Annotated in this window: 20 protein-coding genes; 17 read left to right on the top strand and 3 right to left on the bottom strand. The window is 33.5% G+C overall.

Annotated features, from left to right (window positions below):
• Positions 1–32: 32 nt before the first annotated feature.
• Complete coding sequence (gene ilvD, locus CSW08_RS16170) at positions 33–1,718, bottom strand: dihydroxy-acid dehydratase (protein WP_106660910.1); 1,686 nt, start codon at positions 1,716–1,718, stop codon at positions 33–35.
• A gap of 621 nt (positions 1,719–2,339) precedes the next feature.
• On the opposite strand from ilvD, the gene metK reads away from it, so the two are divergent.
• The 5 genes from metK to CSW08_RS16145 all read left to right on the top strand — a co-directional run bounded on the left by metK (position 2,340) and on the right by CSW08_RS16145 (position 9,938).
• Positions 2,340–3,593: a methionine adenosyltransferase gene (gene metK, locus CSW08_RS16165; protein WP_106660908.1), complete on the top strand. Its 1,254-nt coding sequence runs from the start codon at positions 2,340–2,342 to the stop codon at positions 3,591–3,593.
• Positions 3,594–3,743: 150 nt separating this feature from the next.
• Positions 3,744–6,395: a beta-mannosidase gene (locus CSW08_RS16160; RefSeq protein WP_106660907.1), complete on the top strand. Its 2,652-nt coding sequence runs from the start codon at positions 3,744–3,746 to the stop codon at positions 6,393–6,395.
• 479 nt (positions 6,396–6,874) lie between these two features.
• Positions 6,875–7,681 (top strand): endonuclease/exonuclease/phosphatase family protein, encoded by an 807-nt coding sequence (locus CSW08_RS16155; RefSeq protein ID WP_238987293.1) that lies wholly within the window; start codon positions 6,875–6,877, stop codon positions 7,679–7,681.
• Positions 7,682–8,160: 479 nt separating this feature from the next.
• Positions 8,161–9,132, top strand: a complete 972-nt coding sequence (locus tag CSW08_RS16150; RefSeq protein ID WP_106660904.1) for a hypothetical protein — start codon at positions 8,161–8,163, stop codon at positions 9,130–9,132.
• A gap of 410 nt (positions 9,133–9,542) precedes the next feature.
• Complete coding sequence (locus CSW08_RS16145) at positions 9,543–9,938, top strand: hypothetical protein (protein ID WP_106660902.1); 396 nt, start codon at positions 9,543–9,545, stop codon at positions 9,936–9,938.
• A 19-nt stretch (positions 9,939–9,957) separates the two neighbouring features.
• On the opposite strand, the gene CSW08_RS16140 is transcribed toward CSW08_RS16145, so the two are convergent.
• Entirely contained in the window at positions 9,958–12,636 is a 2,679-nt protein-coding gene (locus CSW08_RS16140; protein ID WP_106660901.1) for a valine--tRNA ligase, read from the bottom strand.
• A gap of 285 nt (positions 12,637–12,921) precedes the next feature.
• Between CSW08_RS16140 and CSW08_RS16135 the strand changes: the two genes are divergently transcribed.
• Positions 12,922–13,347, top strand: a complete 426-nt coding sequence (locus CSW08_RS16135) for a DUF1573 domain-containing protein (RefSeq protein WP_106660899.1) — start codon at positions 12,922–12,924, stop codon at positions 13,345–13,347.
• Between the two features lie 49 nt (positions 13,348–13,396).
• Here CSW08_RS16135 and CSW08_RS16130 read toward each other — a convergent pair whose 3' ends face one another.
• Positions 13,397–14,737 carry an aspartyl protease family protein gene (locus tag CSW08_RS16130; RefSeq protein WP_106660965.1) on the bottom strand — a complete coding sequence of 447 codons (1,341 nt, stop codon included), beginning with the start codon at positions 14,735–14,737 and terminating at the stop codon, positions 13,397–13,399.
• 124 nt (positions 14,738–14,861) lie between these two features.
• On the opposite strand from CSW08_RS16130, the gene CSW08_RS16125 reads away from it, so the two are divergent.
• From CSW08_RS16125 to CSW08_RS16075, 11 genes are all read left to right on the top strand, one after another.
• A complete protein-coding gene (locus tag CSW08_RS16125) occupies positions 14,862–16,052 on the top strand; it encodes a pyridoxal phosphate-dependent aminotransferase (protein WP_106660898.1) in 1,191 nt (396 codons plus the stop codon).
• Positions 16,052–17,065 (top strand): UDP-N-acetylmuramate dehydrogenase, encoded by a 1,014-nt coding sequence (gene murB, locus CSW08_RS16120; RefSeq protein ID WP_106660896.1) that lies wholly within the window; start codon positions 16,052–16,054, stop codon positions 17,063–17,065. The genes CSW08_RS16125 and murB overlap by 1 nt, the downstream gene beginning before the upstream one ends.
• A 66-nt stretch (positions 17,066–17,131) precedes the next feature.
• Positions 17,132–17,662 (top strand): RNA polymerase sigma factor, encoded by a 531-nt coding sequence (locus CSW08_RS16115; RefSeq protein WP_106660895.1) that lies wholly within the window; start codon positions 17,132–17,134, stop codon positions 17,660–17,662.
• 13 nt (positions 17,663–17,675) lie between these two features.
• Positions 17,676–18,464, top strand: coding sequence for an anti-sigma factor (locus CSW08_RS16110; RefSeq protein WP_106660893.1), 789 nt, complete (start codon positions 17,676–17,678; stop codon positions 18,462–18,464).
• Between the two features lie 255 nt (positions 18,465–18,719).
• Positions 18,720–18,926: a membrane or secreted protein gene (locus CSW08_RS16105; RefSeq protein WP_106660892.1), complete on the top strand. Its 207-nt coding sequence runs from the start codon at positions 18,720–18,722 to the stop codon at positions 18,924–18,926.
• 3 nt (positions 18,927–18,929) lie between these two features.
• Positions 18,930–20,042, top strand: coding sequence for a glycosyltransferase (locus CSW08_RS16100; protein WP_106660891.1), 1,113 nt, complete (start codon positions 18,930–18,932; stop codon positions 20,040–20,042).
• Positions 20,033–20,581 (top strand): RNA polymerase sigma factor, encoded by a 549-nt coding sequence (locus CSW08_RS16095; RefSeq protein ID WP_106660890.1) that lies wholly within the window; start codon positions 20,033–20,035, stop codon positions 20,579–20,581. The genes CSW08_RS16100 and CSW08_RS16095 overlap by 10 nt, the downstream gene beginning before the upstream one ends.
• Positions 20,578–21,792: an Nramp family divalent metal transporter gene (locus tag CSW08_RS16090; protein ID WP_106660889.1), complete on the top strand. Its 1,215-nt coding sequence runs from the start codon at positions 20,578–20,580 to the stop codon at positions 21,790–21,792. The genes CSW08_RS16095 and CSW08_RS16090 overlap by 4 nt, the downstream gene beginning before the upstream one ends.
• A 48-nt stretch (positions 21,793–21,840) precedes the next feature.
• Entirely contained in the window at positions 21,841–22,722 is an 882-nt protein-coding gene (gene lipA / locus CSW08_RS16085; RefSeq protein WP_106660888.1) for a lipoyl synthase, read from the top strand.
• 3 nt (positions 22,723–22,725) lie between these two features.
• Positions 22,726–23,742, top strand: coding sequence for a type I glyceraldehyde-3-phosphate dehydrogenase (gene gap / locus CSW08_RS16080; RefSeq protein WP_106660887.1), 1,017 nt, complete (start codon positions 22,726–22,728; stop codon positions 23,740–23,742).
• A 64-nt stretch (positions 23,743–23,806) separates the two neighbouring features.
• On the top strand, positions 23,807–26,011 hold the full coding sequence (locus CSW08_RS16075; protein ID WP_238987292.1) for an ATP-binding protein: 2,205 nt from the start codon (positions 23,807–23,809) through the stop codon (positions 26,009–26,011).
• Positions 26,012–26,100 lie beyond the last annotated feature (89 nt).

Here is a 26,100-nt window from a genome sequence, read left to right as displayed (position 1 = left end):
TTCCGCCTTTGCGGAAATGAAAAAATTTCTATTTAGAATGCATCAGTTACACAACCCTTTGAAGCTGATGATACTGATTTTGCATATTTATATAATATACCTTTATTATGTTTTAACGCTGGTTCAATCCATTGCGACTTTCTTTTAGATAATTCTTCATCAGAAATCAATACGTTGATGGAATTATCTTCTGCGCTAATTTTAATTTTATCGCCCGTTTTAAGCAATCCTATGGCGCCACCAGATTGCGCTTCAGGAGTGATATGACCCACTACAAAACCGTGAGTACCTCCAGAAAAACGACCATCTGTTATTAATGCTACGGATTTCCCTAAACCTGCACCCATAATGAGCGAGGTTGGCTTTAACATTTCTGGCATACCTGGACCACCTTTTGGCCCTACATATCTAATAACAACAACATCTCCTTTTTCTACTTCACCATTAGAAATCCCTGTATTTGCTGCTTGTTCACCATCATAGACAACCGCTTTTCCTTCAAAAACCAATCCTTCATTTCCTGATATTTTTGCAACAGCACCCTCAGTTGCTAAGTTTCCATAAAGAATTTGTAAATTCCCTGAAGATTTTAAAGGGTTCTCTTTTGGATGAATGACATCTTGATCATTTTCAAACTTAAGTGGTTCAACATCTTTTAAGTTTTCAGCCAAGGTTTTTCCTGTTACGGTCATACAATCACCATGTAAATAACCATTGTCCAGTAAATATTTCATCACGGCAGGTGTTCCACCAATACCATGAACATCTTCCATTAAATATTTTCCGCTAGGTTTTAAATCCGCTATTAAAGGTGTTCTATCGCTAACTTTTTGAAAATCCTCTAAAGTAAACTCGATATCAGCCGCATGTGCGATCGCTAAGAAATGTAAAACGGCATTGGTAGATCCTCCAAGAGCATTTACAAGCGCAATAGCATTTTCAATAGATTTTTTAGAAATGATATCTAAAGGTTTTAAATCCAGTTCTAAAAGATTTTTGATAGCGATTGCTGTCCTTTCGCTTTCTGATAATTTATTCGGATTTTCTGCTGGAATAGACGAATTATAAGGCAGCGCAAAACCCATACATTCTATTGCAGATGCCATTGTATTTGCTGTATACATACCGCCACATGCTCCTGCACCTGGAATGGCACTTTTTATAATCTCTCTATACTCTTCTTCACCAATTTCACCTGCCACTTTTTGTCCTAAAGCTTCAAAAGCGGAAACAATATTTAATTTTCTTCCTTTATATTTACCTGAAGCTATGGTACCACCGTACATCATTATTGATGGTCGATTTAAACGCAACATAGCAATAACTGCTCCTGGCATATTTTTATCACAACCTACAACAGATATAAGCGCATCATAACTTTGAGCATTCACAACCGTTTCAATAGAGTCTGCAATGATATCGCGAGAAGCTAAAGAATAATTCATACCTGAAGTACCCATGGAAATACCATCACTAACGCCAATAGTATTAAATCCTAAACCAACCAAACCAGCTATTTTACACTCAATTTTAACCTCGGCAGCCAAACCATTTAAATGCATATTGCACGGATTTCCATCATATCCAGTACTGGCAATACCCACTTGAGCTTTATGCATATCCTCATCAGACAAACCCACAGCGTATAACATGGCTTGGGATGCTGGCTGAGACTCATCTTGTGTTAATCTTTTACTATGTTTATTTAGTTCTTTCATAATTATTTATAGAAATTTAAGCTCTATAATTGGTTAATTACTAATATCTTAAGTTATTAAGAATTTTGTTAAAAATTCAATAATGATTAAAATGAGTTCCAAAATTAAATCATTACCGCTTTCATATCATGATTTATAGTTATTGACGGTTAAATCCACAGCTAATAAAAATCATTTAATTCATTTATAATCAAATATTTAATTCATTTTTTTTATGATGTCCAATATCAAAAAATTCTTCATAAAAAAACCTTCCGTTTAGGGAAGGCCGTAATTTATATAGTTATTAAATACGCTCCCTATCGTTGTGAAATAATCACAATGACGATGACAGAAACTATATTTAAAATTTGTTTTTTCATTTTTGCGTTACAAATATTTCGATTTAAAAATAAATAACCTAATCTTTTCTATAAAAAATGAAAATCAATTTGTTTTTCCTTTTATTTTTTTACTTTTGCAAGCATAATAACAGAGGAAAGATTTGACTGATTGCAACCTCTTTATGTAGAACTTCTTTTTAAAAGATACTGAAACAAGTTCAGCATAAATAAAAATGCTAAAGGCAGTGAAAACTCCCTGCGACGTTATCGTCAAATCTCCCTTATAATATATAATTCAATGGCATATTTATTTACTTCGGAAAGTGTATCTGAAGGACATCCGGACAAAGTAGCAGATCAAATTAGTGATGCTTTAATCGATAATTTTTTAGCATTCGACAGAGACTCTAAAGTCGCTTGCGAAACCTTGGTAACAACAGGACAAGTAGTCCTTGCTGGTGAGGTAAAATCACACACCTATTTAGACGTACAAAAAATTGCAAGAGATACCATAAACAAGATTGGTTATACCAAAGGCGAGTATATGTTCGATGGAAATTCTTGTGGTGTACTATCTGCCATTCATGAACAATCAGACGACATCAATCGTGGAGTTGACAGAGCAACAAAAGAGCAACAAGGTGCCGGAGATCAAGGAATGATGTTTGGTTACGCTACCAACGAAACCGAAAATTATATGCCTTTGGCATTAGATTTATCACATAGATTGTTGATTGAACTTGCCGCTTTACGTAGAGAAAACAAAGAGATTACCTATATAAGACCCGATTCTAAAAGTCAGGTAACCATAGAATATAGCGATGATAATATTCCACAACGTATCGATGCCATTGTTTTATCAACCCAACATGACGATTTTGCAGATGATGATACCATGCTTGCAAAAATTAGAAAAGATATTGTTGGGATTTTAATCCCACGCGTAAAAGCCAAATTACCGAAGGATATTCAAGCGTTATTTAATGATGATATCACATACCATATAAACCCAACCGGAAAGTTCGTAATTGGCGGTCCACATGGTGATACAGGATTAACTGGTCGTAAAATTATTGTGGACACCTACGGAGGCAAAGGCGCCCATGGTGGTGGTGCATTTTCTGGAAAAGACCCAAGTAAAGTGGATAGAAGTGCGGCGTATGCTACACGACATATTGCTAAAAATTTGGTTGCCGCTGGTGTTGCCGATGAAATTTTAGTACAAGTAAGTTATGCCATTGGCGTGGTAGAGCCTATGGGTATTTTTATTAATACTTACGGAACTTGCTCTTTTAATATGACCGATGGCGAAATCGCTGAGATTGTTTCTAAGCTTTTTGATATGCGCCCATTTGCTATTGAAGAACGCTTAAAATTGCGCTCGCCTATATATAGCGAAACGGCTGCTTACGGACACATGGGACGTAAAAATGAAACCATTACCAAAACATTTACACAACCAACTGGTGAATCTGTTACCTTAGACGTAGAATTGTTTACTTGGGAAAAATTAGATTATATAGATAAAGTAAAAACTGCTTTTGGTTTATAAACACAATTTTTAAAAATGTAATATAAGACTGCCATAATACGCAGTCTTTTTTGTTTATTTGAATTTGAACAAATTTTCAACTACTTTCGTTTACCTGCTTATATAAAAACCATCTTAAACTCAATCACATGGGCATTAAAAAAATATGCAATGCATAAATTCATACATTATGGACTACTGTCATTTTTAATCATTACTTCTATAATGAGCTGTAAAGTGTCTTCTGTTTCAGAAATTAGATTAAATGAAAATTGGAGTTTTAAAAATTCCAAAGACACCTTGTGGAGTCAAGCAAGCGTTCCAGGTACCGTTCATACCGATTTACTTTATTTAGAAAAAATAGAAGATCCTTACTATCGCTTAAACGAACATGAGTTGCAATGGATAGACAAAACAGATTGGCATTACCAAACCACTTTCAACCTTTCAAAAGAAGCTATTTCAAAACAACATATTGAATTAGATTTTTCGGGACTCGACACTTATAGCAAAGTATATTTAAACTTTTCTTTGTTACTTGAAACAGATAATATGTTTCGTCATTATAGTGTAGATGCCAAGCAATTGCTAAAAGTTGGAGACAATGTATTACAAATCCATTTTGAATCTCCCATTAACAAAGGTGTTGAAAAACATGATGCTTTAGGTTATAAGCTTCCTTTATCTGATAACGACCTTGCAAAAATCGGACAAGTACATGGAGAAAAACATGTGAGTCCATTTACCAGAAAAGCAGGCTATCATTTTGGATGGGATTGGGGACCTCGGCTAGTCACATCTGGCATTTGGAGACCCATAACATTAAGAAGTTGGAACCATCTTAAAATTGAAGACGTCTTTATCCAACAAAATAGTATCAGTGAAAAAGCTAACATGACCGCTTTTATTGAAGTTGATGCAACAGGCAAAAGCGATAAAGCAAAAGCGGAAATATTTGTAAATGGGGAATCCATAAAAACAGCTAATTTAGATTTAACCAATGGGAAAAATAATCTCAGCATTCCTTTTGAAATTGAAAATCCGCAATTGTGGTGGCCCAATGGTATGGGCGAACAATATTTATATGTTGTTGAAGTAAAACTGACTTCCAATGAGTATGTAGATTCCAAATCACATAAAATAGGATTGAGAACCATCGAATTAATTAGAGAACCTGATACATTTGGCACCTCGTTTTACTTTAAAGTCAATGGCCATCCTGTCTTTATGAAAGGTGCCAATTACATTCCTCAAGATGTATTTCTACCTAGAGTCAAAAAAGAAAATTATGGGCATATCGTGTCTTCTGCCAAAGCGGCCAATATGAATATGCTGCGAGTATGGGGCGGCGGTATTTATGAGAACGATGAATTTTACGAATTATGCGATGAGATGGGTCTATTGGTTTGGCAGGATTTTATGTTTGCTTGTTCTATGTATCCTGACGATTCAAAATTTTTAGAAAATGTAAAACAAGAGGCCATAGATAATGTTAAAAGACTAAGAAACCACACCTCTATTGCACTTTGGTGCGGCAATAATGAAGCCCTTATCGCTTGGGAAAGTTGGGGTTGGAAAGATAAAATTACCAGAGAACAATCCAAAGACGTCGCCAATACCATTTGGAAAGCGTACGACACTATTTTCCATAAAATACTGCCAAAAGTGGTCGTTAATTATGACCCGACACGTCCTTATTGGCCATCCTCGCCAGGCAGTGATTTTGGCGGAAAAGAATCACATGATAAAGGAGATGCCCATTATTGGATGGTTTGGTGGGGCAAAGAACCTTTCGAAAAATACAACACGGCAATACCTCGATTTATGTCGGAATACGGTTTTCAATCATTTCCGGAATTAGCAACGGTAGAAAAATATACGCTTCCTCAAGATCATAACATTTATTCCGATGTAATGAAATCGCACCAACGTTCTAGTATTGGCAATGAAACCATAGAAGATTACATGCTTCGGTACTACAAAAGTCCTAAGGATTTTGCGAGTTTTCTTTATGTAAGTCAGTTGTTGCAAGCATACGGCGTACAAGTGGGTATTGAAGCGCACAGACGTAATAGAGATCGTTGCATGGGCAGTTTATATTGGCAAATTAACGACTGTTGGCCTGTGGCATCTTGGTCTAGCATCGATTATCATGGCAAATGGAAGGCATTGCATTACACCGCAAAACAATCCTTTGAAAACTTTTTAATCAGTTTTGAAGATAAAGGAGAACATATTGATGTATTTGTAGTTTCAGATTCGCTAAAGCCCATTAATGCCACATTAAAAATTACGGCCATTGATTTTGATGGGAACATTTTAAAACAACAGGAAACACCGATTGAAGTCAAAGAAAATCAATCAAAAAAATACATCAGTTTATTAAAAAACGGTTTTTTAACTGCCATAGATTCTACCAAGGTATTGCTGAAAGCAGAATTATTGAATACTGCCGACAATAAAACAATTACAGAAAACATATTGTATTTATCGGCATTTAAAAACCTTAAACTTCCAGCACCAGAGTTAACCTATGCTGTTACCGAAACTAACGACCATTTTATAGTTACCTTAAAGACAAAAAAACTAGCCAAAAACGTTTTCTTAGCATCAGGTTCAAGCAATAATTTCTCTGATAATTATTTTGATATGCTACCAAATACCGAGAAAACGATAAGCATTAAAAAAACGAAATTAGAGACTTTGGAATCGTTTACAGCAAAACTAAACGTGATAACTTTGGTAGATACCTATGACAATTCTGAAATATCATTATTAAAACAATTCACCAATATGTTTAAAATGACATTTGGTAGTAGGTAAATGGAGTTCGAGAAGCTATGAGATACTATACCAGTGTATTACCTGACAATAGCTAAAAGTATTTACCTGTTCGCACCTCGTCTAAAGTTTCCTGTGTGTAGACACTTGATGCTTTAGGAATGAACCGCAACTTACATGTTATTTTCAGCATGTATTGAAGTTAATATCTTATATAACTTTGACTTAGATATGAAGTGTTAACGAATGTTAGGAGTGTATAAAAACTGGATTAAAGGATTTATTCACAATAATTTTATTTAAAAAAACATATGATTATGGGTGGCATAAAAAAATTCCTGTATTGCTCCGTGCTTGTTTTTAGTACAGGGCTTATACTTATAACCCTACTTTCCCTTATATACGACCTCAGGCTCTGGTATTTTAAGATTCTGGATTTCCCGAGGCCACAGTACCTTCTTCTGGGAATACTGTTTCTATTTCTCCTCATCTTGCTAATCAAAAAATGGAAATTTCCTTCCTTGTTTCTCCTACTTGGCCTTATAGCGGTAATAATTATAAACGGAATTGTTATATACCCCTATCTGCTTGGAGAAAAATCAGTTCCAGATTTCCGGACTGGAATAATAAAACCAGACGACACTTTTAGCGTGTTATTGGCAAATGTATTAATCGATAATCGGCAATCCGAAGCCTTTTTAAAAATTATAAAACAACAGGATCCTGATATTCTTCTCGCTATGGAAGTAAACGATTGGTGGGCGAAGGAATTACTGGTTCTAAAACAAAATTATCCTTACCAATTGGAATATCCTTTGGACAATGCTTATGGTATGTCTTTATATTCTAAATTACCTATGAAAAACAAGGAGATAAAATTTTTAAAGCATGATGATGTACCCTCATTTCACGTAATTATGACATTGCCTTCGGGAAATTTCTTCAATTTCCACGGAATTCACCCTGTTGCCCCCGTTCCAAGTAAAAAGTATCCCGACAATGTAAAAGAAGAGGAAGTTGCACTGTTGAAAATCGGGAAATTAGTTGCTAATAACCCATTACCATCAATAGTTGCTGGGGATTTTAATGATGTTTCGTGGTCTCACACTTCCAGGATGTTTGGCCAACAGGGAAATTTAAAAAATGTAAGGATCGGTCGTGGACTTTACAATACTTTTGATGCTACGTCTTTCATTTTACGATGGCCATTAGATCACTATTTTGTTACCGAAGAATTTAAGCTCGTGGAATTAGAGCGACTTTCGAAATTTGGTTCTGACCACTTTCCATTATACGTTAAGCTTGTATTGGAACCCAGCCACCACTAAGCTCCACTTCGTGCCATTCAAGCTAGTAATATTAAGTACTTGATATAAACTTTTACTATTTCTAAAACCTGAAAACCATCTAATTTTACTTTTTAATACAACCGCCACTAGACAGAGCTTAGCGGAAGCGATTAGAGGGAGAAGATTTCTAAAAAAGAAAATTATTTTACGAAAACAAGTTAAATGAACCTTCCAAAGCCTTAATTCAAATCTCGCCAAACTAATTATAAACGCTTAAATTTTTACCTGAAAATCGGATTACTTTTTACACCAGCCAACAATAAATAACCTTAACAATACGTCAGCATACAAAACGCTCGTTCAATAGTTTATTTTGCAACTATTTCAAAAACCCCTTCGATGTAATTTAACTAGGTGAATGGTATTTAATTTTGAATTTGTCAGAAAAAAATCATAACTTAGTCTAAATCACATCATTATAGTTGGCAAGAATAAATGATAACTAAATACTTTATATTATGATAACTTCTAAAAATTATATTAGAGAAATTATCTCTACCATATTTTTAATTAGCGTATTAGCTACTTTTTTATTAACACAGTCCTGTAAAAATGATAAAAAACAAACACAATCTAATATTGTTGAAGTAGAAAAAGAGAACGTGATAGAAATAATAACAGAGCATATGGATTTCCAGATGCCCGACACTATCACCTCGGGGTGGAATACATTTCGTTATAATAATCTTTCACCTCAAACACATTTTTTTCTGATAGATAAATATCCGGAAGGAAAGACTTCTGAAGATGCTAAAAAATTTGTGGCACCTGTATTTGATAGTGCTATGAAACTTATTACAGAAGGAAAAACTGAAGAAGGCTTTGCGGAGTTTTCAAATCTTCCAGAGTGGTTCAGTGAAGTCGTGTTTGTTGGAGGCTCAGGGCTACTTTCTCCGGGTAAAGTGGGAGAAACAATGATTAATTTAAAACCTGGAAAATACATTGTGGAATGCTATGTAAAAATGAGCAATGGGGTATTTCATACCTCCATGGGAATGACGAAAGATCTCGTAGTGTCAGAAACAACTTCCGGTAACAAGGAATTAATGGCAGATATTGAAATTAATATTTCGAGCACTGATGGAATTATATTTAACGACTCTATTCGCTCTGGCAAACACACCTTTTCTGTATATTACAAAGATCAAACAGTACATGAAAATTTTGTTGGACATGATATTAACCTCGTTAAACTCAATGAAGATGCAAATTTAAATGAGCTGGAAAATTGGATGAACTGGGCTAACCCGAAAGGATTAATAGAGCCTGCTCCTGCTTCAATCATTTTTCTAGGTGGTGTTAATGATATGCCTGCTGAAAGTCACGGATATTTTATCGCAACACTAGAACCTGGAAAGTATGCTTTGATATCGGAAGTACCAGAAACAATAAGAAAAAATATGCTTAAAACATTTATAGTGTCTGAATAGAATTTAATAGTGCAATCACTATAACTGAAATCATATTCTCCTGTGGGATGCTACGGTTTATATATCATCCGTCAAACAAATGTTTAAAAAATCCTGCCTCAAACTCGCCAAGCTAATTTTCGAAGTTTCAATTTTAACCAAGGTGACGGGGGGCCTTTTTACATTCGTTGACAATAAACTCTCTATTAATTTTTAATTGTTAGACTTTATCTGTAAAGACTAATAATTTGGTTTACCTTTGTTGTTCCAAAAGCTATCGGAATCATTTCTCTCCGCACAATTCATTAAATCGATTTCATATCATTATAGCTGTAACCCATAGAAAAACAAAAATTTAAAAATGACCTGACATTTTAAAGGTGTGTCATCTGAAAAACATTAAGAGTAAGAAATTTTAAAATTAAGAAAACATGAATACAATAAAAACTTTACTAATAGTAGTATCTATTTTAGTTCTACATTCTTGTGCTACAAGTGCAACATTCCCAGTATCTGACTTAGTGCCAGCAGCTGATATTTCCGCAAAGAAAAAAACGGATAGCAACAAAAACATAACGCTTGAAATAACAGCTAGAAACTTAGCAAGTCCTGATAGATTAAAGCCTTCAGGGAATAATTATAGTGTTTGGATTGTTACAGAGGAGCATGGCATTAAAAATGTTGGCCAATTAATAATTGATAATGCTGAAAAATCAACTTTAAAAACGGTAACACCATTCGACTTTAATGAATTATTTATAACTGTTGAAGATCAAGGTGATTTAAAATACCCGACTGGAACCGAGGTTTCTAGAACTAGAATTTAAAACATAGTATCTGACAAACTTATCCTAAACTTGCCAAACTTGTTTTCAATGTTTCAATTTTAGCTAAGGCATCAGCTTCTTTTTTGCGTTCGTTGGCAATAACCTGTTCTGGTGCGCCAGCAACAAAACGCTCGTTCGACAGTTTATTTTGCACCGATTTTAAAAAACCTTCGGTGTAATTTAACTCGTCTGTTAGTTTTTTAATTTCTTCTTCCACGTTTACAGAACCCGCCATAGGCACAAAATACTCGTTGGATTTTACCCTAAATGTTAAGGCACCATCAACAGCTTCAGAAACATAGTTTATACCTTCCAGATTAACAAGTTTAATTATAACATCATCAAAAGTTGCATGGGCTTTTTCATTATTTATGACTGAAAAAGCGATGGCATCTTTAAAAGCAATATTTTTCTGTTTTCTAATATTTCTTATGCCAGAAATCACTTCCGAAGCAAATTCAAATTCGGTAATTATGGATTCATTTATCGATTTTGGTTCTGGCCACTTTGAAATAATCAAAGCTTCTTCGGGCGTTCTTTCTGCAATATAATGCCAAATATCTTCGGTTAAAAACGGCATAAATGGATGCATTATTTTTAGATTGTTTTCAAAAATGGCAATGGCACTTTTAAATGTTTTGGCATCTATAGGCTTTTGATATTCTGGTTTTATCATTTCTAAAAACCAACCACAAAAATCATCAAAAATCAATTTGTAAATAGTCATTAACGCATCGCTTAATCTGTATTTACTAAAGTGATCCTCTATGTCCAATAACATTTTTTGGAATTTAGATTCGTACCAATCGACCGCTATCTTGCTGGAATTTGGTTGCGGAATGGTGTCATCAATATCCCAACCATCAACCAAACGGTAAGCGTTCCATACTTTATTTCCAAAACCTTTTCCTTGTTGGCAAAGCGATTCGTCAAACAATAAATCGTTACCAGCGGCAGAACTTAATAACAATCCAACACGCACACCATCAGCGGTGTATTCTTCAATGAGTTTTAAAGCATCAGGCGAATTGCCAAGCGATTTACTCATTTTCCGACGTTGTTTATCGCGAACCAATCCTGTTAAATACACGTTTTCAAAAGGTTTTTCTCCTTTATATTCGTAGCCTGCAATGATCATACGGGCTACCCAAAAAAATAAAATATCTGGGCCAGTCACTAAATCGTTGGTTGGATAGTAATATTTTATGTCTTTATTTTCTGGATGTCTAATGCCATCAAACACGCTAATCGGCCATAGCCATGAACTAAACCAGGTATCTAAGGCATCGGTATCCTGTATTAAGTTGTTTGTTGTTAGTTGTTGGTTGTTGGTTTTTTGTTTGGCTAATTTTAAAGCATCATCAATTGTTTCTGCAACTACAAAGTCTTCTTTGCCGTCGCCATAATAATATGCTGGAATTTGTTGTCCCCAAAGTAACTGACGGGAAATATTCCAATCGCGGATATTTTCCATCCAATGACGGTAGGTGTTTTCAAATTTCTTTGGAAACAATTTAATTTCAGAGTTTTCACCTAAAACTGCTTTTATGGCAGGTTTCACCAAATCCTCCATTTTCAAAAACCACTGATCTGACAATCTAGGTTCAATAATGGCTTTGGTTCTTTCGGATGTTCCTATTTTATTAATATGGCTTTCGGTTTTAACTAAAAACCCTTTGTCTTCCAATTCTTTGGTAATCTCTTTTCTAACTACAAACCGGTCTTTGCCTTGATAATGCAATCCGAAACTGTTAAGAGACGCATCATCATTAAAAATATCAACAACCATAAGACTGTGCTTATCTCCTAAATTTTTGTCATTTTCATCATGTGCTGGCGTCACTTTTAAACAACCTGTACCAAATTCCATATCGACATAATCGTCTTCAATAATTGGAATCACACGATTACAAATAGGTACAATGGCTTTTTTTCCTTTTAAATGTTTGAAACGTGCATCATTCGGATTGATGCAAATGGCGGTATCTCCAAAAATGGTTTCGGGTCGTGTGGTTGCTATGGTTAGAGCCTCCCCTAAACCCTCCGAGTCCCGATAGCTATCGGGAGGGGAACCATCTTCGTTAAGGATTTTGTATTTTAAATAATATAAATTGCCTTGGCGTTCTTCATAAATCACTTCTTCATCAGATAAAGTGGTTTTAGCTTCAGGATCCCAATTAACCATGCGGTAACCTCTGTAAATCAATCCTTTGTTAAATAAATCAACAAATACTTTGATGACAGCTTCACTCATATCGCCATCCATAGTGAACTTGGTTCTGTCCCAATCACATGAACATCCTAGTTTTTTTAGCTGTTCTAGAATAACACCACCATATTCGTGTGTCCAATCCCAAGCGTGTTTTAAAAATTCCTCGCGTGATAAATCATTTTTATCAATCCCTTCTTCTTTAAGCTTGGCTACAACTTTAGCTTCCGTTGCTATAGAGGCGTGGTCTGTTCCAGGTACCCAGCAAGCATTTTTACCTTGTAAACGCGCACGACGAATCAATACATCTTGAATGGTATTATTTAACATATGTCCCATGTGCAAAACTCCAGTGACGTTTGGTGGTGGTATAACAATAGTATAAGGCTCTCTGTCGTCTGGCTCTGAATGAAAGTAATTATGTTTCATCCAGTAGTTATACCATTTAGTTTCTACCTGACTTGCATCATATTTAGATGGAATTTGCATACTTTGGAACAGTTTTTGAATGTTTATTTGCAAAAATACTTATATTTACTTTCTTGTGAAAGCAGATGATTGGTATTGAACTGAAATAATACTTTTTATGAAATTTTGATTTTTGAATAGTACAAATGAACGATAAAAATGCATTTCATCCATTTTTTTTGCGTTTTGCAGAAAAAGAAAGTATGTTTACAATGTATTAAGAAAAAAAAGAATAATAAGACGCTCAAAAGATTAATAAAAAAGATTTTTTGACGGTGTAAATAAAAAAATTTTAAAACTAAACCCATGAAACAATTAATTACAATTTTATTTGTCGGATTAATCAGTTTATCCGTGAACGCTCAAGATAAAGTAGCAAAAATCGAATTTAAAACAGATACTATTGACTATGGAACCATTGAAAAAGGTTCTAACGGTGTTCGCGTTTTTGAATTCACAAACACTGGTGATGCACCATTAATTATTTCTAATGTAACTTCTACTTGCGGATGTACCGTTCCAAGTTGGACCAAGGTGCCTGTCATGCCAAAAGAAACAGGAAAAATTGAGGTTAAATATGATACCAATAGAGTAAACCCAATTAGAAAAACAATAACCGTTATCTCTAATGCTGAAACGCCTACAGTAGCTTTAAAAATTAAAGGTGATGTAGTGGATGCTAAAGATAGTAGCGTTTTAGAAAAAAAAGATAAAAGTGTTGTACAACAATAAACTTTAACTCTTATAAGAACAGAAAGCCTAAGCATGTGTTTAGGCTTTCTTATTTGAATACATCTTCCAAATTAAATTCATATAACTTTTCCACACCTGCCCTATCAATTTTCAACTTTATACGTTTACCAATATCATCATAAAACATATGGGTTAAATCTTGTAATGATAAATTATGGGTGGGTTTGCCATTAATACTTAAAATAATATCGTTTACCTTTAACCCGGCTCGATCGGCTGGAGACCCTTTTCTTAATTCCACAATGGAGTATGATGGCTTTAATGATATTTTATAAGCGTTATCAAATACGATTCTGTTACCATATTCGCTAGCAGCTTCATTACCTATTCTATTATCGTTTAAAGTGCTGTTATCAATTTCTTTAACAAACCTTACGCCATCATGAGCCAATTCAATACCACTTCTATTATAAGCAAATTTATTATTGAAGTTAGCATTTTTTTTAAGTGTTATCTTTGTATTACCATAATCCATAATAATATTAAAACGCTTCAAAATATTACCAGAAACACTCCCATTTCTGTCTTTAAATTGGGTAGCTATAGAAATAGATACAGCATCTGGAAATGCCACATTAGCCTCTTTAAACTCAAAATGTTTTAAAGAAAAGGTTTCAATTTTTGAGCGCTTACCATAAACACTTCCACTAAGACCATGACCTAAAAAATCATCAAAATACTTTCCGGTTGTGACAATTCCCAACGAATCATTTTCAAACAACCACAACGCATCGCTCCCTCCAGAATCTATAAGAAGTTTTACGGGAATGGTTTTATTGTTTATGGTAACAGTGCCATTTAAATAGGGCTTATTGTTATAAAATTCAAGATTAAACGTTTCACACTTTTTACACTTTTTATATTTATAAGCATTTGGTTCTGTTAATTTTAAATATTTTTTTGAATAATTTATTTCCACTATCAAATCTTTAAAAATATCGTAACCAATGATACCATGTACCGGAATTCCGAGCTTAGGTGCAAAATTCAAGTTAGTATTAAATATAGCGTACAAATCTTGATGTAGGTTTATGGCGTCACCTATTCTTAAAACATTATTAGTGGATTTTAAGGCCTCAACAGAATCTCCTCCTCCCAGCCCTTTTAGAAAAATAGCTTCCGTATTCTTTACTTTTAAAGTGTCAGAAACATTTAAAAAATTAAAAATCATTGGTTTACTTACGCCAGTATCCAATAAAAAAGAAAGTGTTACCCCATTTATTTCAACCGGAATTATAATAACATTGTTTATTAAACTAAATTTAACTTTGTCAGATTTATGTTTGTTTTGAACACTAAACTTATCTTGAGAATAGCTACCGATAACAAAACATAAAAAAGACAGGATAATGCACGGTAATTTCTTCATAAAGTAAGAATAAAGATTTTCATCCATCAATTTACAAATCTTTACTTTCGGTTGGCGATTTAGAATTAATTTTTAAAAAAACTTTAAGATAATTTTCTCAACTTTGCACCCTAAATTTTTTTTAATGCCAACTATATCCAGAAAAGGGGAACTTATGCCCCAATCGCCTATCCGAAAATTGGTGCCTTATGCTGAACAAGCAGTTAAGGATGGGAAATCTATATACTATTTGAATATTGGACAACCAGATATTAAAACTCCTGAGGTTGCTCTAAAAGCTGTAAGAGAAAATACCGTTGAAATTTTATCATACTCAAAATCTGAAGGTTCTGAAGTGTACAGGGAAAAAATTGCGGCATATTATGAAAAGCATGATATACATGTATCTGAAACAGACATTGTTGTAACAACAGGTGCCAGTGAAGCGTTGCTTTTTGTGTTTGGAAGTATTATGGATCCTGATGATGAAGTCATCATTTGTGAACCTTTTTATGCTAATTATATTGCATTTTCAGTAGCATCCGGTGTTAATGTGGTTCCTATTGTTTCAAAAATTGAAGATAATTTCGCATTGCCTTCCATTGAAGCATTTGAAAAATTGATTACACCAAAAACAAAGGCTATTTTAATTTGTAATCCGGGAAACCCAACAGGTTATTTGTATTCAAAGGAAGAAATTCAAAAATTAACAGCGATTGTTAAAAAACATGATTTATTTTTAATTGCAGATGAAGTATATCGTGAATTTATATATGATGGTAATGAACATTATTCCATTATGCATGAAGAAGGATTAGATGAGCATGCGATTATGATTGATTCTGTGTCTAAACGCTACAGTATGTGTGGTGCTCGTGTTGGCTGTTTGGTCTCTAAAAATAAAAGTGTTATAAAAACCGTTATAAAATTTGCCCAGGCACGTTTAAGTCCGCCAACCTATGCACAAATAGCAAGTGAAGCTGCACTAGACACGCCACAAAGTTATTTTGATGATGTGATTGCCGAATATATCGAGCGTAGAGACACGTTAATTGCAGAATTACAAAAAATAGAAGGCATTAAAGTAACCAAACCTAAAGGTGCTTTTTATTGTGTAGTAGAATTGCCAATAAAAAACTCCGACCATTTTGCTCAATGGCTTTTAGAGCATTTTGATGTGAACGGCGAAACAGTTATGGTAGCTCCTGCTGGTGGTTTTTATTCCACTCCTGGTCTTGGCTTGAACCAAATAAGAATTGCTTACGTATTGAACAAAGAAAGCTTAATTAAAGCTGTAAATATTATAAAAGAAGCCTTAAAAGTATATAAAGATTAGTGCAAATAACCCATAACATATCTTTAAAGCCTTATAACACATTTGGTATTGATGCCAAAGCAAAACACTTTGTTTCGGTAGCAACCATTGCTGAATTAATAAAGGTTTTAGGACTTACCGAATATCCTGATAAATTAATTTTAGGCGGCGGCAGCAATATGTTACTTACCAAAAATCAAGATTTACTTGTTGTTCACATCAATATAAAAGGCATTTCCATTGTCTCGGACAATAATGACTCTGTTTTGGTTAAAGCTAACGCAGGTGAAAATTGGCACGAGTTTGTTTTGTGGTGTATCAATAAGGATTTTGGAGGTATTGAAAACCTGTCATTAATCCCAGGAAATGTTGGTTCAGCTCCCATTCAAAATATTGGGGCTTATGGTGTGGAGTTAAAAGATGCTTTTTTTTCATGTGAAGCCATCTCTTTAGAAACAAAAAAGATAGAAACCTTTATAAAAGAAGATTGCCATTTCGATTACAGAAACTCTATTTTCAAACAACACGCAAAAGGCAAATATATTATTACCAGTGTTACTTTCAATCTTAGTAAACACAATCACAAGCTTCACATTAATTATGGAACTATTTCAACTCAGCTTGATGAGATGAAAATTAGTAACCCTACCATACAAGATATTTCAAAAGCTGTAATTTCAATAAGAACACAAAAACTTCCTAACCCAAAAGAAATTGGCAACAGTGGTAGTTTTTTTAAAAACCCTGTTATAACAAAATTACATTATCAAACGTTATTAGAGAATTTTGAAGATATGCCAAGTTATACCGTTTCGGATGATGAAGTTAAAGTGCCCGCGGGTTGGCTTATTGAAAAAGCAGGTTTTAAAGGAAAACGTTTTGGAGATTATGGTGTACATAAAAATCAAGCTTTGGTATTGGTTAACTATGGAAATGCCAAAGGCTCTGATATATTAGAATTAGCAGAATTAATTCAAAAAACAATTAAAAGACTTTTTGATATTTCAGTTGAAGCCGAAGTAAATATTTTATAATTCAAAAAAAAATCTAATTTTACTTAATTTTCATCAATTTGAATTTATCTATAAAACACATTTATCTTGATATCCACCATTGAAAAAGAAATAGTTAGTTTACTTGAACATGGAGACAAAAAGGCCATTAATTTGTTGTATGAAAACTACGCAGATGCTTTGTATGGTGTTATTAAAAAAATAATAACTGATGACGATACGGCCCAAGATGTCCTTCAAGAAAGCTTTGTGAAAATATGGCGATACTCTAAAAAATATGATGCCACGAAAGCCAAATTATTTACTTGGCTTTACAGAATTGCATACAACACAGCTATTGACAAAGTCCGATCTTTAAAAACCAAAAGTGATAACGAAATCCAAATTGAAACTTCATCCGTATATAAAATAACATCAAACGAGTTAAACCAGGATGTTTTAGATATAAAAAAACATTTAAACACGCTGGATGAAAAATATCAAATTGTGCTTCATGCACTCTTTTTTGAGGGCATGACACAACAAGAAGCCAGTGAAGAACTAGATATTCCTCTTGGTACTATAAAATCGAGATTAAAAATCGGGTTACGTGAATTAAAAAAAATTTACAGCCCTTAACATAAAAAATGTCATGAATGCAAAAATAACTACTTTTTTAGATTCTGGCCTACTAGAAAAATATCTATTGGGAGACACTACTTCTGCCGAAACAGAAATGACTGAAACTTATCTCTCAAAATATCCTGAGGTACAGAATGCCTACAATACATTACAATTTAACCTAGAAGTGGTTGCTAAAAGTAATGCTGTTGATGCCCCCAAACACATCTTAGAAACTATTTTAGATGAGATTGACGAAACACCTGTTGTTAATATGAATACTTATAAAAAGTATAAAAATTGGCATAAACTTGGTATTGCAGCGAGTATTGCCGCTCTAATTTTTGCCGGGTGGTCCTTTTCTCTTTACGATCAAAAAGAAAAACTATCCGAAGAAAATCAAGTAGTTGTTGATGAAATTTTCGATTTAAGAAGTGACATAGAAATGAACAATAAAAAATTGGATGACATCATGCGCCAATTTAAACAACTTAATGACCCTGAGACATATAAGTATATTATTGAAGGAAATAGTCGTGCAAAAAACTTAAAAACCGTGGCATATATTAATGCTAAAGATAAAACGTCTATGATTGACGTGGTATCACTTCCTAAATTACCGGAAGAACAATGCTACCAAATATGGGCAGAATTACAAGGTAAAATGGTAAGCTTGGGTATTTTAAGTGAAACAGACAGACAATTAAAAACCATTCCTTATACTGAAAATGCGCTTGGTTTAAACATAACCATCGAGCCTAAAGGAGGTAACACCATTGCTTCTTTACAAAACTCTGTAGCCGAAATTACTTTACAATAGATTAATAGCAAAATCCCTCAGTAAAAAGCCTCATTTATTCAAATAAATGAGGCTTTTTTAATGCGCTGTCTTGTCCTGAAGAAGCTTTGAACAAACAGCTATTAATCAAGAACTCAAAGAAAAATTATCTGAAGCTAAATAAACATACGTAAAGGCAGCAAAACTTCCTACACCAAAATAATAATATTCCAACAATCATAATTCAAACACTTTATCGATATTAGTAAAAGCATTATCTTTGCAAAAATTTATGTAATGAAACTTCTTTTAATAACATTCCTATTGTTAGGCTTGGGAATAGCAGGTATAGCAATAAAAATTTGGGGTAAAAAAGACGGCAAATTTTCTGGTACTTGTGCAAGTCAAAATCCCATGCTTAACAAAAATGGTGAAGCTTGTGGGTTTTGTGGAAAAACACCTGAGCAATTTAGTGATTGCAATGAACCTCAACATTCCAAGTAATATATGGTTTTTCTTGATGTGGTATTCTACGCATTTACCGTTGTAGTTTTTATTCAAGTCATATTTTATATATTCTTCTTCGGAAAGTTTGCTTTTCTTAAACCTATAAAAAAAAGACCTAATAATATTGAGGTCTCTGTTATTGTTTGTGCAAAAAATGAGGCTGAAAATTTAAAAAACTTTTTGCCTTCAATCATTTCCCAGGATTATACTAGTTTTGAAATTGTACTTATCAATGATGCTTCCCATGACGATACCCTTGAAGTTATGGAAGCCTTTTCAGAAAAACATTCAAACATAAAAATTGTTGATGTAAAAAATACGGAGGCGTTTTGGGCCAATAAAAAATACGCTTTAACACTTGGTATAAAAGCTTCAAAACACAATTATCTTTTATTTACCGATGCCGATTGCAAACCTGTTTCTAAATACTGGATTAGTGAAATGAGTTCTCATTTTAGCAACGAAAAAAGCATTGTTTTGGGTTATGGCGCATATTCTAAAATCAAAAAATCCTTCTTAAATAAACTCATTCGTTTTGAAACGTTAACTACGGCTATTCATTATTTTTCTTTTGCTAATCTAGGATTACCTTACATGGGCGTTGGAAGAAATTTGGCATATACAAAAAATGAATTTTTTAAAGCGAATGGTTTTGTTTCACACATAAAAGTTCGTTCAGGTGATGACGATTTATTTATCAATCAAATAGCTTCAAAAACCAACACCGCTATTTGTATTTCAAATGAAGGTTTCACAGAATCCATTCCAGAAACCACATTTAAAAATTGGTTCAATCAAAAAAGACGACATATTTCAACAGCAAATTACTATAAGCTGAAGCACAAAATTTCATTGGCAGTTATTTATATTACCAACTTATTATTTTGGTTTTTCGCTTTTATACTTTTAGTTACTTTACATTATTGGCCAATTGTTGTTGCTCTGTTATTGCTAAAAATCATAGTTCAGTTTACAGTTATAGGAGCATCTTGTAAAAAGCTGAACGAAAAGGACCTTTTATTACTAATACCGTTTTTAGAAATCTTTTTAATTGTGTTTCAATTAGCTATCTTTATAAATAATCTTATTTCAAAACCAAACCATTGGAAATAGAAGAAGCCATTGTTCGCGCCAAAAAAAACGATCAGAAAGCATTTAATTTTCTGCTAGATACTTTTTGGGATGATGTATATGGTTTTCAATTAAAACGTATTGAAAACGAGAATGATGCCGAGGATATCACCATCCAAACATTTTCTAGGGCTTTTGATAAAATTAATACGTTTGATGATTCATATAAGTTTAAAACATGGCTGATAACCATTTCAAAAAACATACATATTGATTTGCTTCGGAAGGAAAAAAATTCCATTTCGCAATACACTTCCAATGATGATAAATCGGTTTATCAAATTTTAGATGAATCGCCTTCGCCAGAAGACGAACTCATTACCGAGCAGCATTTGGCCAAATTACTTCGCGACATTAAAAAGCTAAAGCCTCATTATCAAGAAATTATTAATTTGCGTTATTTTCAAGAATTAAGCTATAAAGAAATATCCGTAGAGCTTAAAGAACCTATAAATAATGTGAAAGTAAAACTTTTGAGAGCTAAAAAATTATTGGCTGATGTTATTCAAAATAATCAATGATCACTAAGTTTAAAAATTTAGGGCCTGGTTTATTATTTGCTGGTGCGGCCATAGGCGTGTCGCATTTAGTACAATCCACCCGTGCTGGAGCCGATTTTGGCTTAGGGCTACTTTGGGCCTTGCTTTTAGTAAACGTGTGTAAATATCCGTTTTTTCAGTTTGGCCCTAGATATGCAACAGCCACTAATGAAAGTTTACTGGATGGCTACAAAAAATTGGGCACATGGGTTTTAATTAGTTATTACATCATCACATTTGCAACCATGTTTACCATCCAAACGGCCGTAACCATTGTAACTGCTGGTTTAGCCTCTAGCTTGTTTGGACGTTTTATTAGCGTAGAAATTTGGACCATTGTTATTTTAGTCATCTGTTTTTGTTTATTGATTTTCGGAAAATACAAACTACTTGATAGATTAATGAAAATTATTGTCATCACATTAACCATAAGCACCATAATAGCTGTCATTATGGCTTATCTTAATAGTTCTGGGGAATTAACTTTAACACAAATACTTCCAAAAAACACTGTCGACATCGCTTTTTTAATTGCTTTTATGGGTTGGATGCCAGCTCCTTTAGATGTTTCTGTTTGGCAATCTTTATGGTGTATTGAAAAAAACAACGACACCAAAAAATACACGCCTAAGTCTGCCCTATTTGATTTTAACGTTGGCTATATAAGCACCATTTTTATTGGTGTTGGATTTGTACTATTGGGAGCTTATGTCATGTTTCATAGTGGAGAAACGTTTAGCGATTCTGCTGGACAATTCGCCAATCAGCTTATAAATATGTACACCATTAATCTAGGAAGTTGGGCTTATGTAATTATTGGGATTGCCGCTTTTACAACCATGTTCAGTACTACATTAACCACTTTAGATGCCTCTCCAAGAGCGATGGCAAGAACTACAGAGTTACTCTTTAAAAAACCCTCTTTTTTTAACTACACCTTTTGGATTATTTTATTGTCCATAGGAACCATTGTTATTTTTCTTTTTTTAGCATCTGGTATGGGTTTATTAATAAAAATTGCAACTATCCTCTCCTTTATTACAGCTCCTTTTTTTGCTATTATAAATTATGTGCTGATATCAAGTAAACACACACCTAAAGAATGGCATCCATCTGTAAAACTCCATATTTTAAGTTGGTTAGGTATCCTCTTTTTAATAGGTTTCAGCATGTGGTATCTTAGCACTTTATAGCCGCTTTTTAATGGAATACTTCGTATCTTTGTGACTTTATTTTAAAGTATGAATACCGAAACTATTTCAAGCATATTACCTGAGGAAAGACTACCAAAACCAAAATGGTTACGCGTAAAACTTCCGACAGGAAAAAAATATACAGAGTTAAGAGGCTTAGTTGATAAATACAAACTAAACACTATTTGCACCTCTGGAAGTTGTCCAAATATGGGAGAATGCTGGGGCGAAGGCACTGCTACATTTATGATCTTAGGAAATATTTGTACGCGCTCTTGTGGATTTTGTGGTGTAAAAACAGGACGGCCAGAAACCGTAGATTGGGATGAACCCGAAAAAGTAGCGCGTTCCATAAAAATCATGAAAATTAAACACGCTGTTTTAACAAGTGTTGATAGAGACGATTTAAAAGATATGGGAAGTATTATGTGGGCAGAAACGATAAAAGCGGTTAGACGCATGAATCCTGAAACCACCCTTGAAACTCTTATCCCAGATTTCCAGGGTATTGAACAACATATCGATAGAATTATTGATGTTGCACCCCAAGTGGTTTCGCATAATATAGAAACCGTTAAACGTTTAACCCGAGAAGTACGAATTCAAGCGAAATATGAAAGAAGCTTGGGTGTTTTAAAATATTTAAAACAACAAGGACAACGAAGGACAAAATCGGGAATTATGCTAGGTTTGGGTGAAACCAGGGAAGAAGTGATAGAAACCCTTCATGACTTAAAAGCAAATGATGTGGACGTAGTAACTATTGGCCAATATTTACAACCTAGCAAAAAACACTTACCAGTAAAACAATTTATAAATCCAGACCAATTTAAGGAGTACGAAGCCATTGGCTTAAGTTTAGGATTTCGTCATGTTGAAAGTAGTGCACTTGTACGCTCATCTTATAGAGCTCAAAAACATATAGAATAAACTATGATTCGTATAGCTATTAACGGCTTTGGACGCATTGGTAGACGGGTTTTTAGACTACTTCAAGAATACAATAACATTGAGGTTGTTGCCATAAACGATCTAGCTGATACTAAAACCCTTAGCCATTTACTCAAATACGATAGTATTCATGGTATTTTTAATGGAACTATTTCACATGATGACGATCATATTATTGTAAACCAAAAAAAAGTTACTTTACTAAATGCCAATCATCCAAAAAATATTGATTGGAAACCCTTTGAAATAGATTTTGTTATTGAATCGACCGGTAAATTTAAAACTTCAAAAGATTTACAATTTCATATTATCAATGGTGCTAAAAGGGTCATTTTAAGTGTTCCACCCATAGAAGATGATATCAAAACCATTATAATGGGCGTAAATGATACCTTTTTAGATGGTACTGAAACCATCGTTTCCAATGCATCATGCACCACAAATAATGCCGCCCCAATGATTGATATAATTAACAAACTATGTGGCATCAATCAAGCTTACATAACAACGGTTCACTCTTACACTACCGACCAAAGTTTACACGACCAACCGCATAGCGATTTACGGAGAGCCAGAGCTGCAGGACAATCCATTGTGCCTACTACAACTGGAGCCGCAAAAGCACTCACAAAAATATTCCCAGAACTCTCCAATGTTATTGGAGGTTGTGGCATTAGAGTCCCAGTTGCGAACGGATCTTTAACCGATATTACTTTTAATGTAAAAAAAACGGTTTCCATTGAAGATATAAACAATGCTTTCAAAAAAGCATCCTTACATCACTATAAAAACATATTGGAATATACAGAAGACCCAATTGTTTCAATAGATATTGTTGGAAATACTCATTCCTGCATTTTTGATTCTCAAATGACTTCTGTAATAGGTAGCATGGTAAAAATAATCGGTTGGTATGATAATGAAACAGGATATTCTGCAAGAATTATTGATTTATTGTGCAATTTATCGGAAAAAAATGTTGTTTTATCGACAAAATAATTATATTTGTTCACTATAGTTGATTGATATGCCTCAAATTAAAAGACACTTATATATTGTTATAATGCTATTGAGCATTAGCATGTGGTCGCAAAAAACAATTGACGACGATCCTGAGATATTACAAAACAATATAGATTATCGTATTTCACAATCAGACATTGATGTTGAAAATTACAACTATTTTGAAGCACAAAAAAAACTTGATGAGGCTTTAGACTTGGCTATTAAAGCTGAAAATAATAAAAGTATTGGTATTATCTATTCTAAAAAAGGCAAATTACAACTTATTATAGAAGAACAAGACGAAGCCTTAAAATCCCTAAACAAAGCTATTGAAGTACAACGTTTTTCAAAGGACAATATTAACCTTGCTAATTCTTATAAAACCTTAGGAGAAGTATATTTAAGCAAAAAAAATTACACCCAAGCTTTAGACTATTTCAATGCGTCAAAAAATCTCTTTGAACAAGAGGGGTTAAACAAAAATTTGGCAGAAACCCTTTATTTAGAGGGCAAAACCTATCTTAATCTTGAAAATTATAAACAAGCGAGAATCTTGTTTGAACAATCTATAGCACTAACTAAAAAAGAAAATCTCTTAAAAATTGAAAGTACAGCCTTAATTAACCAAGGGAAAGTTTATGCCTCTTTAGGTGATAATGAAAAAGCCCAGGCCTTTGCTAATGAAGGTTTACAAATGGCTAAGAACAATAATTATCCAGAGGTTCTAAGCGATGCTTATTCCATATTAAGTGACATTAATCTAAATATTGAAAACTATCAAGCTTCAAATCATTATTTAAAAGCCTATATAAATTTATCTGATTCCCTTAGGTTGGTTAAAAAAGCCAATTTATCGCCAGAAAAGAGAATTCAATCTTTAATGAACGATCAAATTGAAAAAAACAAAAAAACAGAAGAAGAATTGGTTGAAGCCAATAGCAAAAACGACTTAGGCACTTTAATTTCTATTTTAAGTGTGGCGCTTATAACCATCCTATCTTTATTAACGCTTTCGCTTTACAAAAACAATAACATTAGGCTAAAAACAAATAACATGCTGCATAAAAAAAATGCAGAACTCATTATAGCCAAGGAAAAAGCTGAATTAGCCTCAAAAACCAAAGCCAATTTCTTATCAACAGTAACGCACGAGCTCAGAACACCATTATATGCTGTTACAGGTTTAAGCAATATGTTATTAGAAGAAAACCCAAGACCAGAGCAAGTACAGCATTTAAAATCATTGAAATTTTCTGGAGATTATCTTTTAACATTTATAAATGACATCCTTCAAATAAATAAAATTGAAGCTAATAAAGTTGATATAGATCCAGAATCATTCAACCTGAAAAAGAAAATAAACAATATTGTTTTAGCATTGAATAACTCGGCACAAGACAATAATGTTAAAATACATTTTGAATACGATAAACATTTACCAGAGAACTTTATAGCCGATCAATTAAAAATCTCGCAAATTCTAATAAACTTAATTGGCAACTCCATTAAGTTCACTAAAGATGGGGATATTTGGATTAGAGTTTACAAAACGGAGCAAAATGACAACATGTACACCTTACGTTTTGAAATTGAAGATAACGGTATTGGCATAAGCGAAGAAAAACAACAAAACATGTTTGAAAGTTTCTCCCAAGGATCCATTCAAATAAACAGAAAATATGGCGGTACCGGACTTGGCCTTTCTATTGTAAAAGGGTTGATTGATATTTTAAAAGGAAAAATATTTGTTAAAAGTGAACTTGGGAAAGGGACTACCTTTTATTTTGAAATTCCGCTTGAATATACCATTCAAAAGGAAAAAGAAGCCCCTGAACGCAAATCAAATCTATTTGAAGATGCAGATGATTTAGATTTATCAAATGTTAGGATTTTGGTAGTTGAAGACAATAAAATCAATCAAATGATTACTAAAAAGATTCTAACAAAAATGAATCTTAAATGTGATATTGTTGATAATGGCGAATCTGCTGTAGAAATGATTAAAGCTAATAAATTTGATATTATATTAATGGATATTCATATGCCAGGAATCAGCGGTATTGAAGCCACTAAAATTGTAAGGACCTTTGATAAGGAATTAACCATTTTTGCGCTTACGGCCGTTACTATTGAAGACAAAATGCATGAGTTTGAGGAAGCTGGTTTTACTGATATTATACCAAAACCATTCAAACAAGAAGAGTTTGAGAAAAAACTCTACAACGCATTGGCAGCAAATAAAGATAAATCAGCTACAGCTTAGAAACTGTTTAAATATTATCTAAAAGCCATTTTTTGTTTCTTTTTGACCCATATTTCGTTGGAATTTTTTTCTAATAGCTCTGCTATTAA

This window comes from Confluentibacter flavum (genome assembly GCF_002843175.1).
In the GTDB taxonomy this organism is placed as follows: Bacteria; Bacteroidota; Bacteroidia; order Flavobacteriales; family Flavobacteriaceae; genus Confluentibacter; species Confluentibacter flavum.
This window is presented reverse-complemented; position numbering and strand designations above follow the sequence as displayed.

Bases quoted from the DNA above. Each gene is read 5' to 3' on its own strand.
- lipA (WP_106660888.1), top strand. From the start codon at position 21,841: ATGAATACCGAAACTATTTCAAGCATATTACCTGAGGAAAGACTACCA.
- CSW08_RS16135 (WP_106660899.1), top strand. From the start codon at position 12,922: ATGAAACAATTAATTACAATTTTATTTGTCGGATTAATCAGTTTATCC.
- CSW08_RS16100 (WP_106660891.1), top strand. From the start codon at position 18,930: ATGGTTTTTCTTGATGTGGTATTCTACGCATTTACCGTTGTAGTTTTT.
- ilvD (WP_106660910.1), bottom strand. From the start codon at position 1,718: ATGAAAGAACTAAATAAACATAGTAAAAGATTAACACAAGATGAGTCT.
- CSW08_RS16145 (WP_106660902.1), top strand. From the start codon at position 9,543: ATGAATACAATAAAAACTTTACTAATAGTAGTATCTATTTTAGTTCTA.
- CSW08_RS16110 (WP_106660893.1), top strand. From the start codon at position 17,676: ATGAATGCAAAAATAACTACTTTTTTAGATTCTGGCCTACTAGAAAAA.
- CSW08_RS16130 (WP_106660965.1), bottom strand. From the start codon at position 14,737: ATGAAGAAATTACCGTGCATTATCCTGTCTTTTTTATGTTTTGTTATC.
- CSW08_RS16090 (WP_106660889.1), top strand. From the start codon at position 20,578: ATGATCACTAAGTTTAAAAATTTAGGGCCTGGTTTATTATTTGCTGGT.
- CSW08_RS16125 (WP_106660898.1), top strand. From the start codon at position 14,862: ATGCCAACTATATCCAGAAAAGGGGAACTTATGCCCCAATCGCCTATC.
- CSW08_RS16105 (WP_106660892.1), top strand. From the start codon at position 18,720: ATGAAACTTCTTTTAATAACATTCCTATTGTTAGGCTTGGGAATAGCA.
- CSW08_RS16160 (WP_106660907.1), top strand. From the start codon at position 3,744: ATGCATAAATTCATACATTATGGACTACTGTCATTTTTAATCATTACT.
- gap (WP_106660887.1), top strand. From the start codon at position 22,726: ATGATTCGTATAGCTATTAACGGCTTTGGACGCATTGGTAGACGGGTT.
- CSW08_RS16075 (WP_238987292.1), top strand. From the start codon at position 23,807: ATGCTATTGAGCATTAGCATGTGGTCGCAAAAAACAATTGACGACGAT.
- CSW08_RS16140 (WP_106660901.1), bottom strand. From the start codon at position 12,636: ATGCAAATTCCATCTAAATATGATGCAAGTCAGGTAGAAACTAAATGG.
- metK (WP_106660908.1), top strand. From the start codon at position 2,340: ATGGCATATTTATTTACTTCGGAAAGTGTATCTGAAGGACATCCGGAC.
- CSW08_RS16150 (WP_106660904.1), top strand. From the start codon at position 8,161: ATGATAACTTCTAAAAATTATATTAGAGAAATTATCTCTACCATATTT.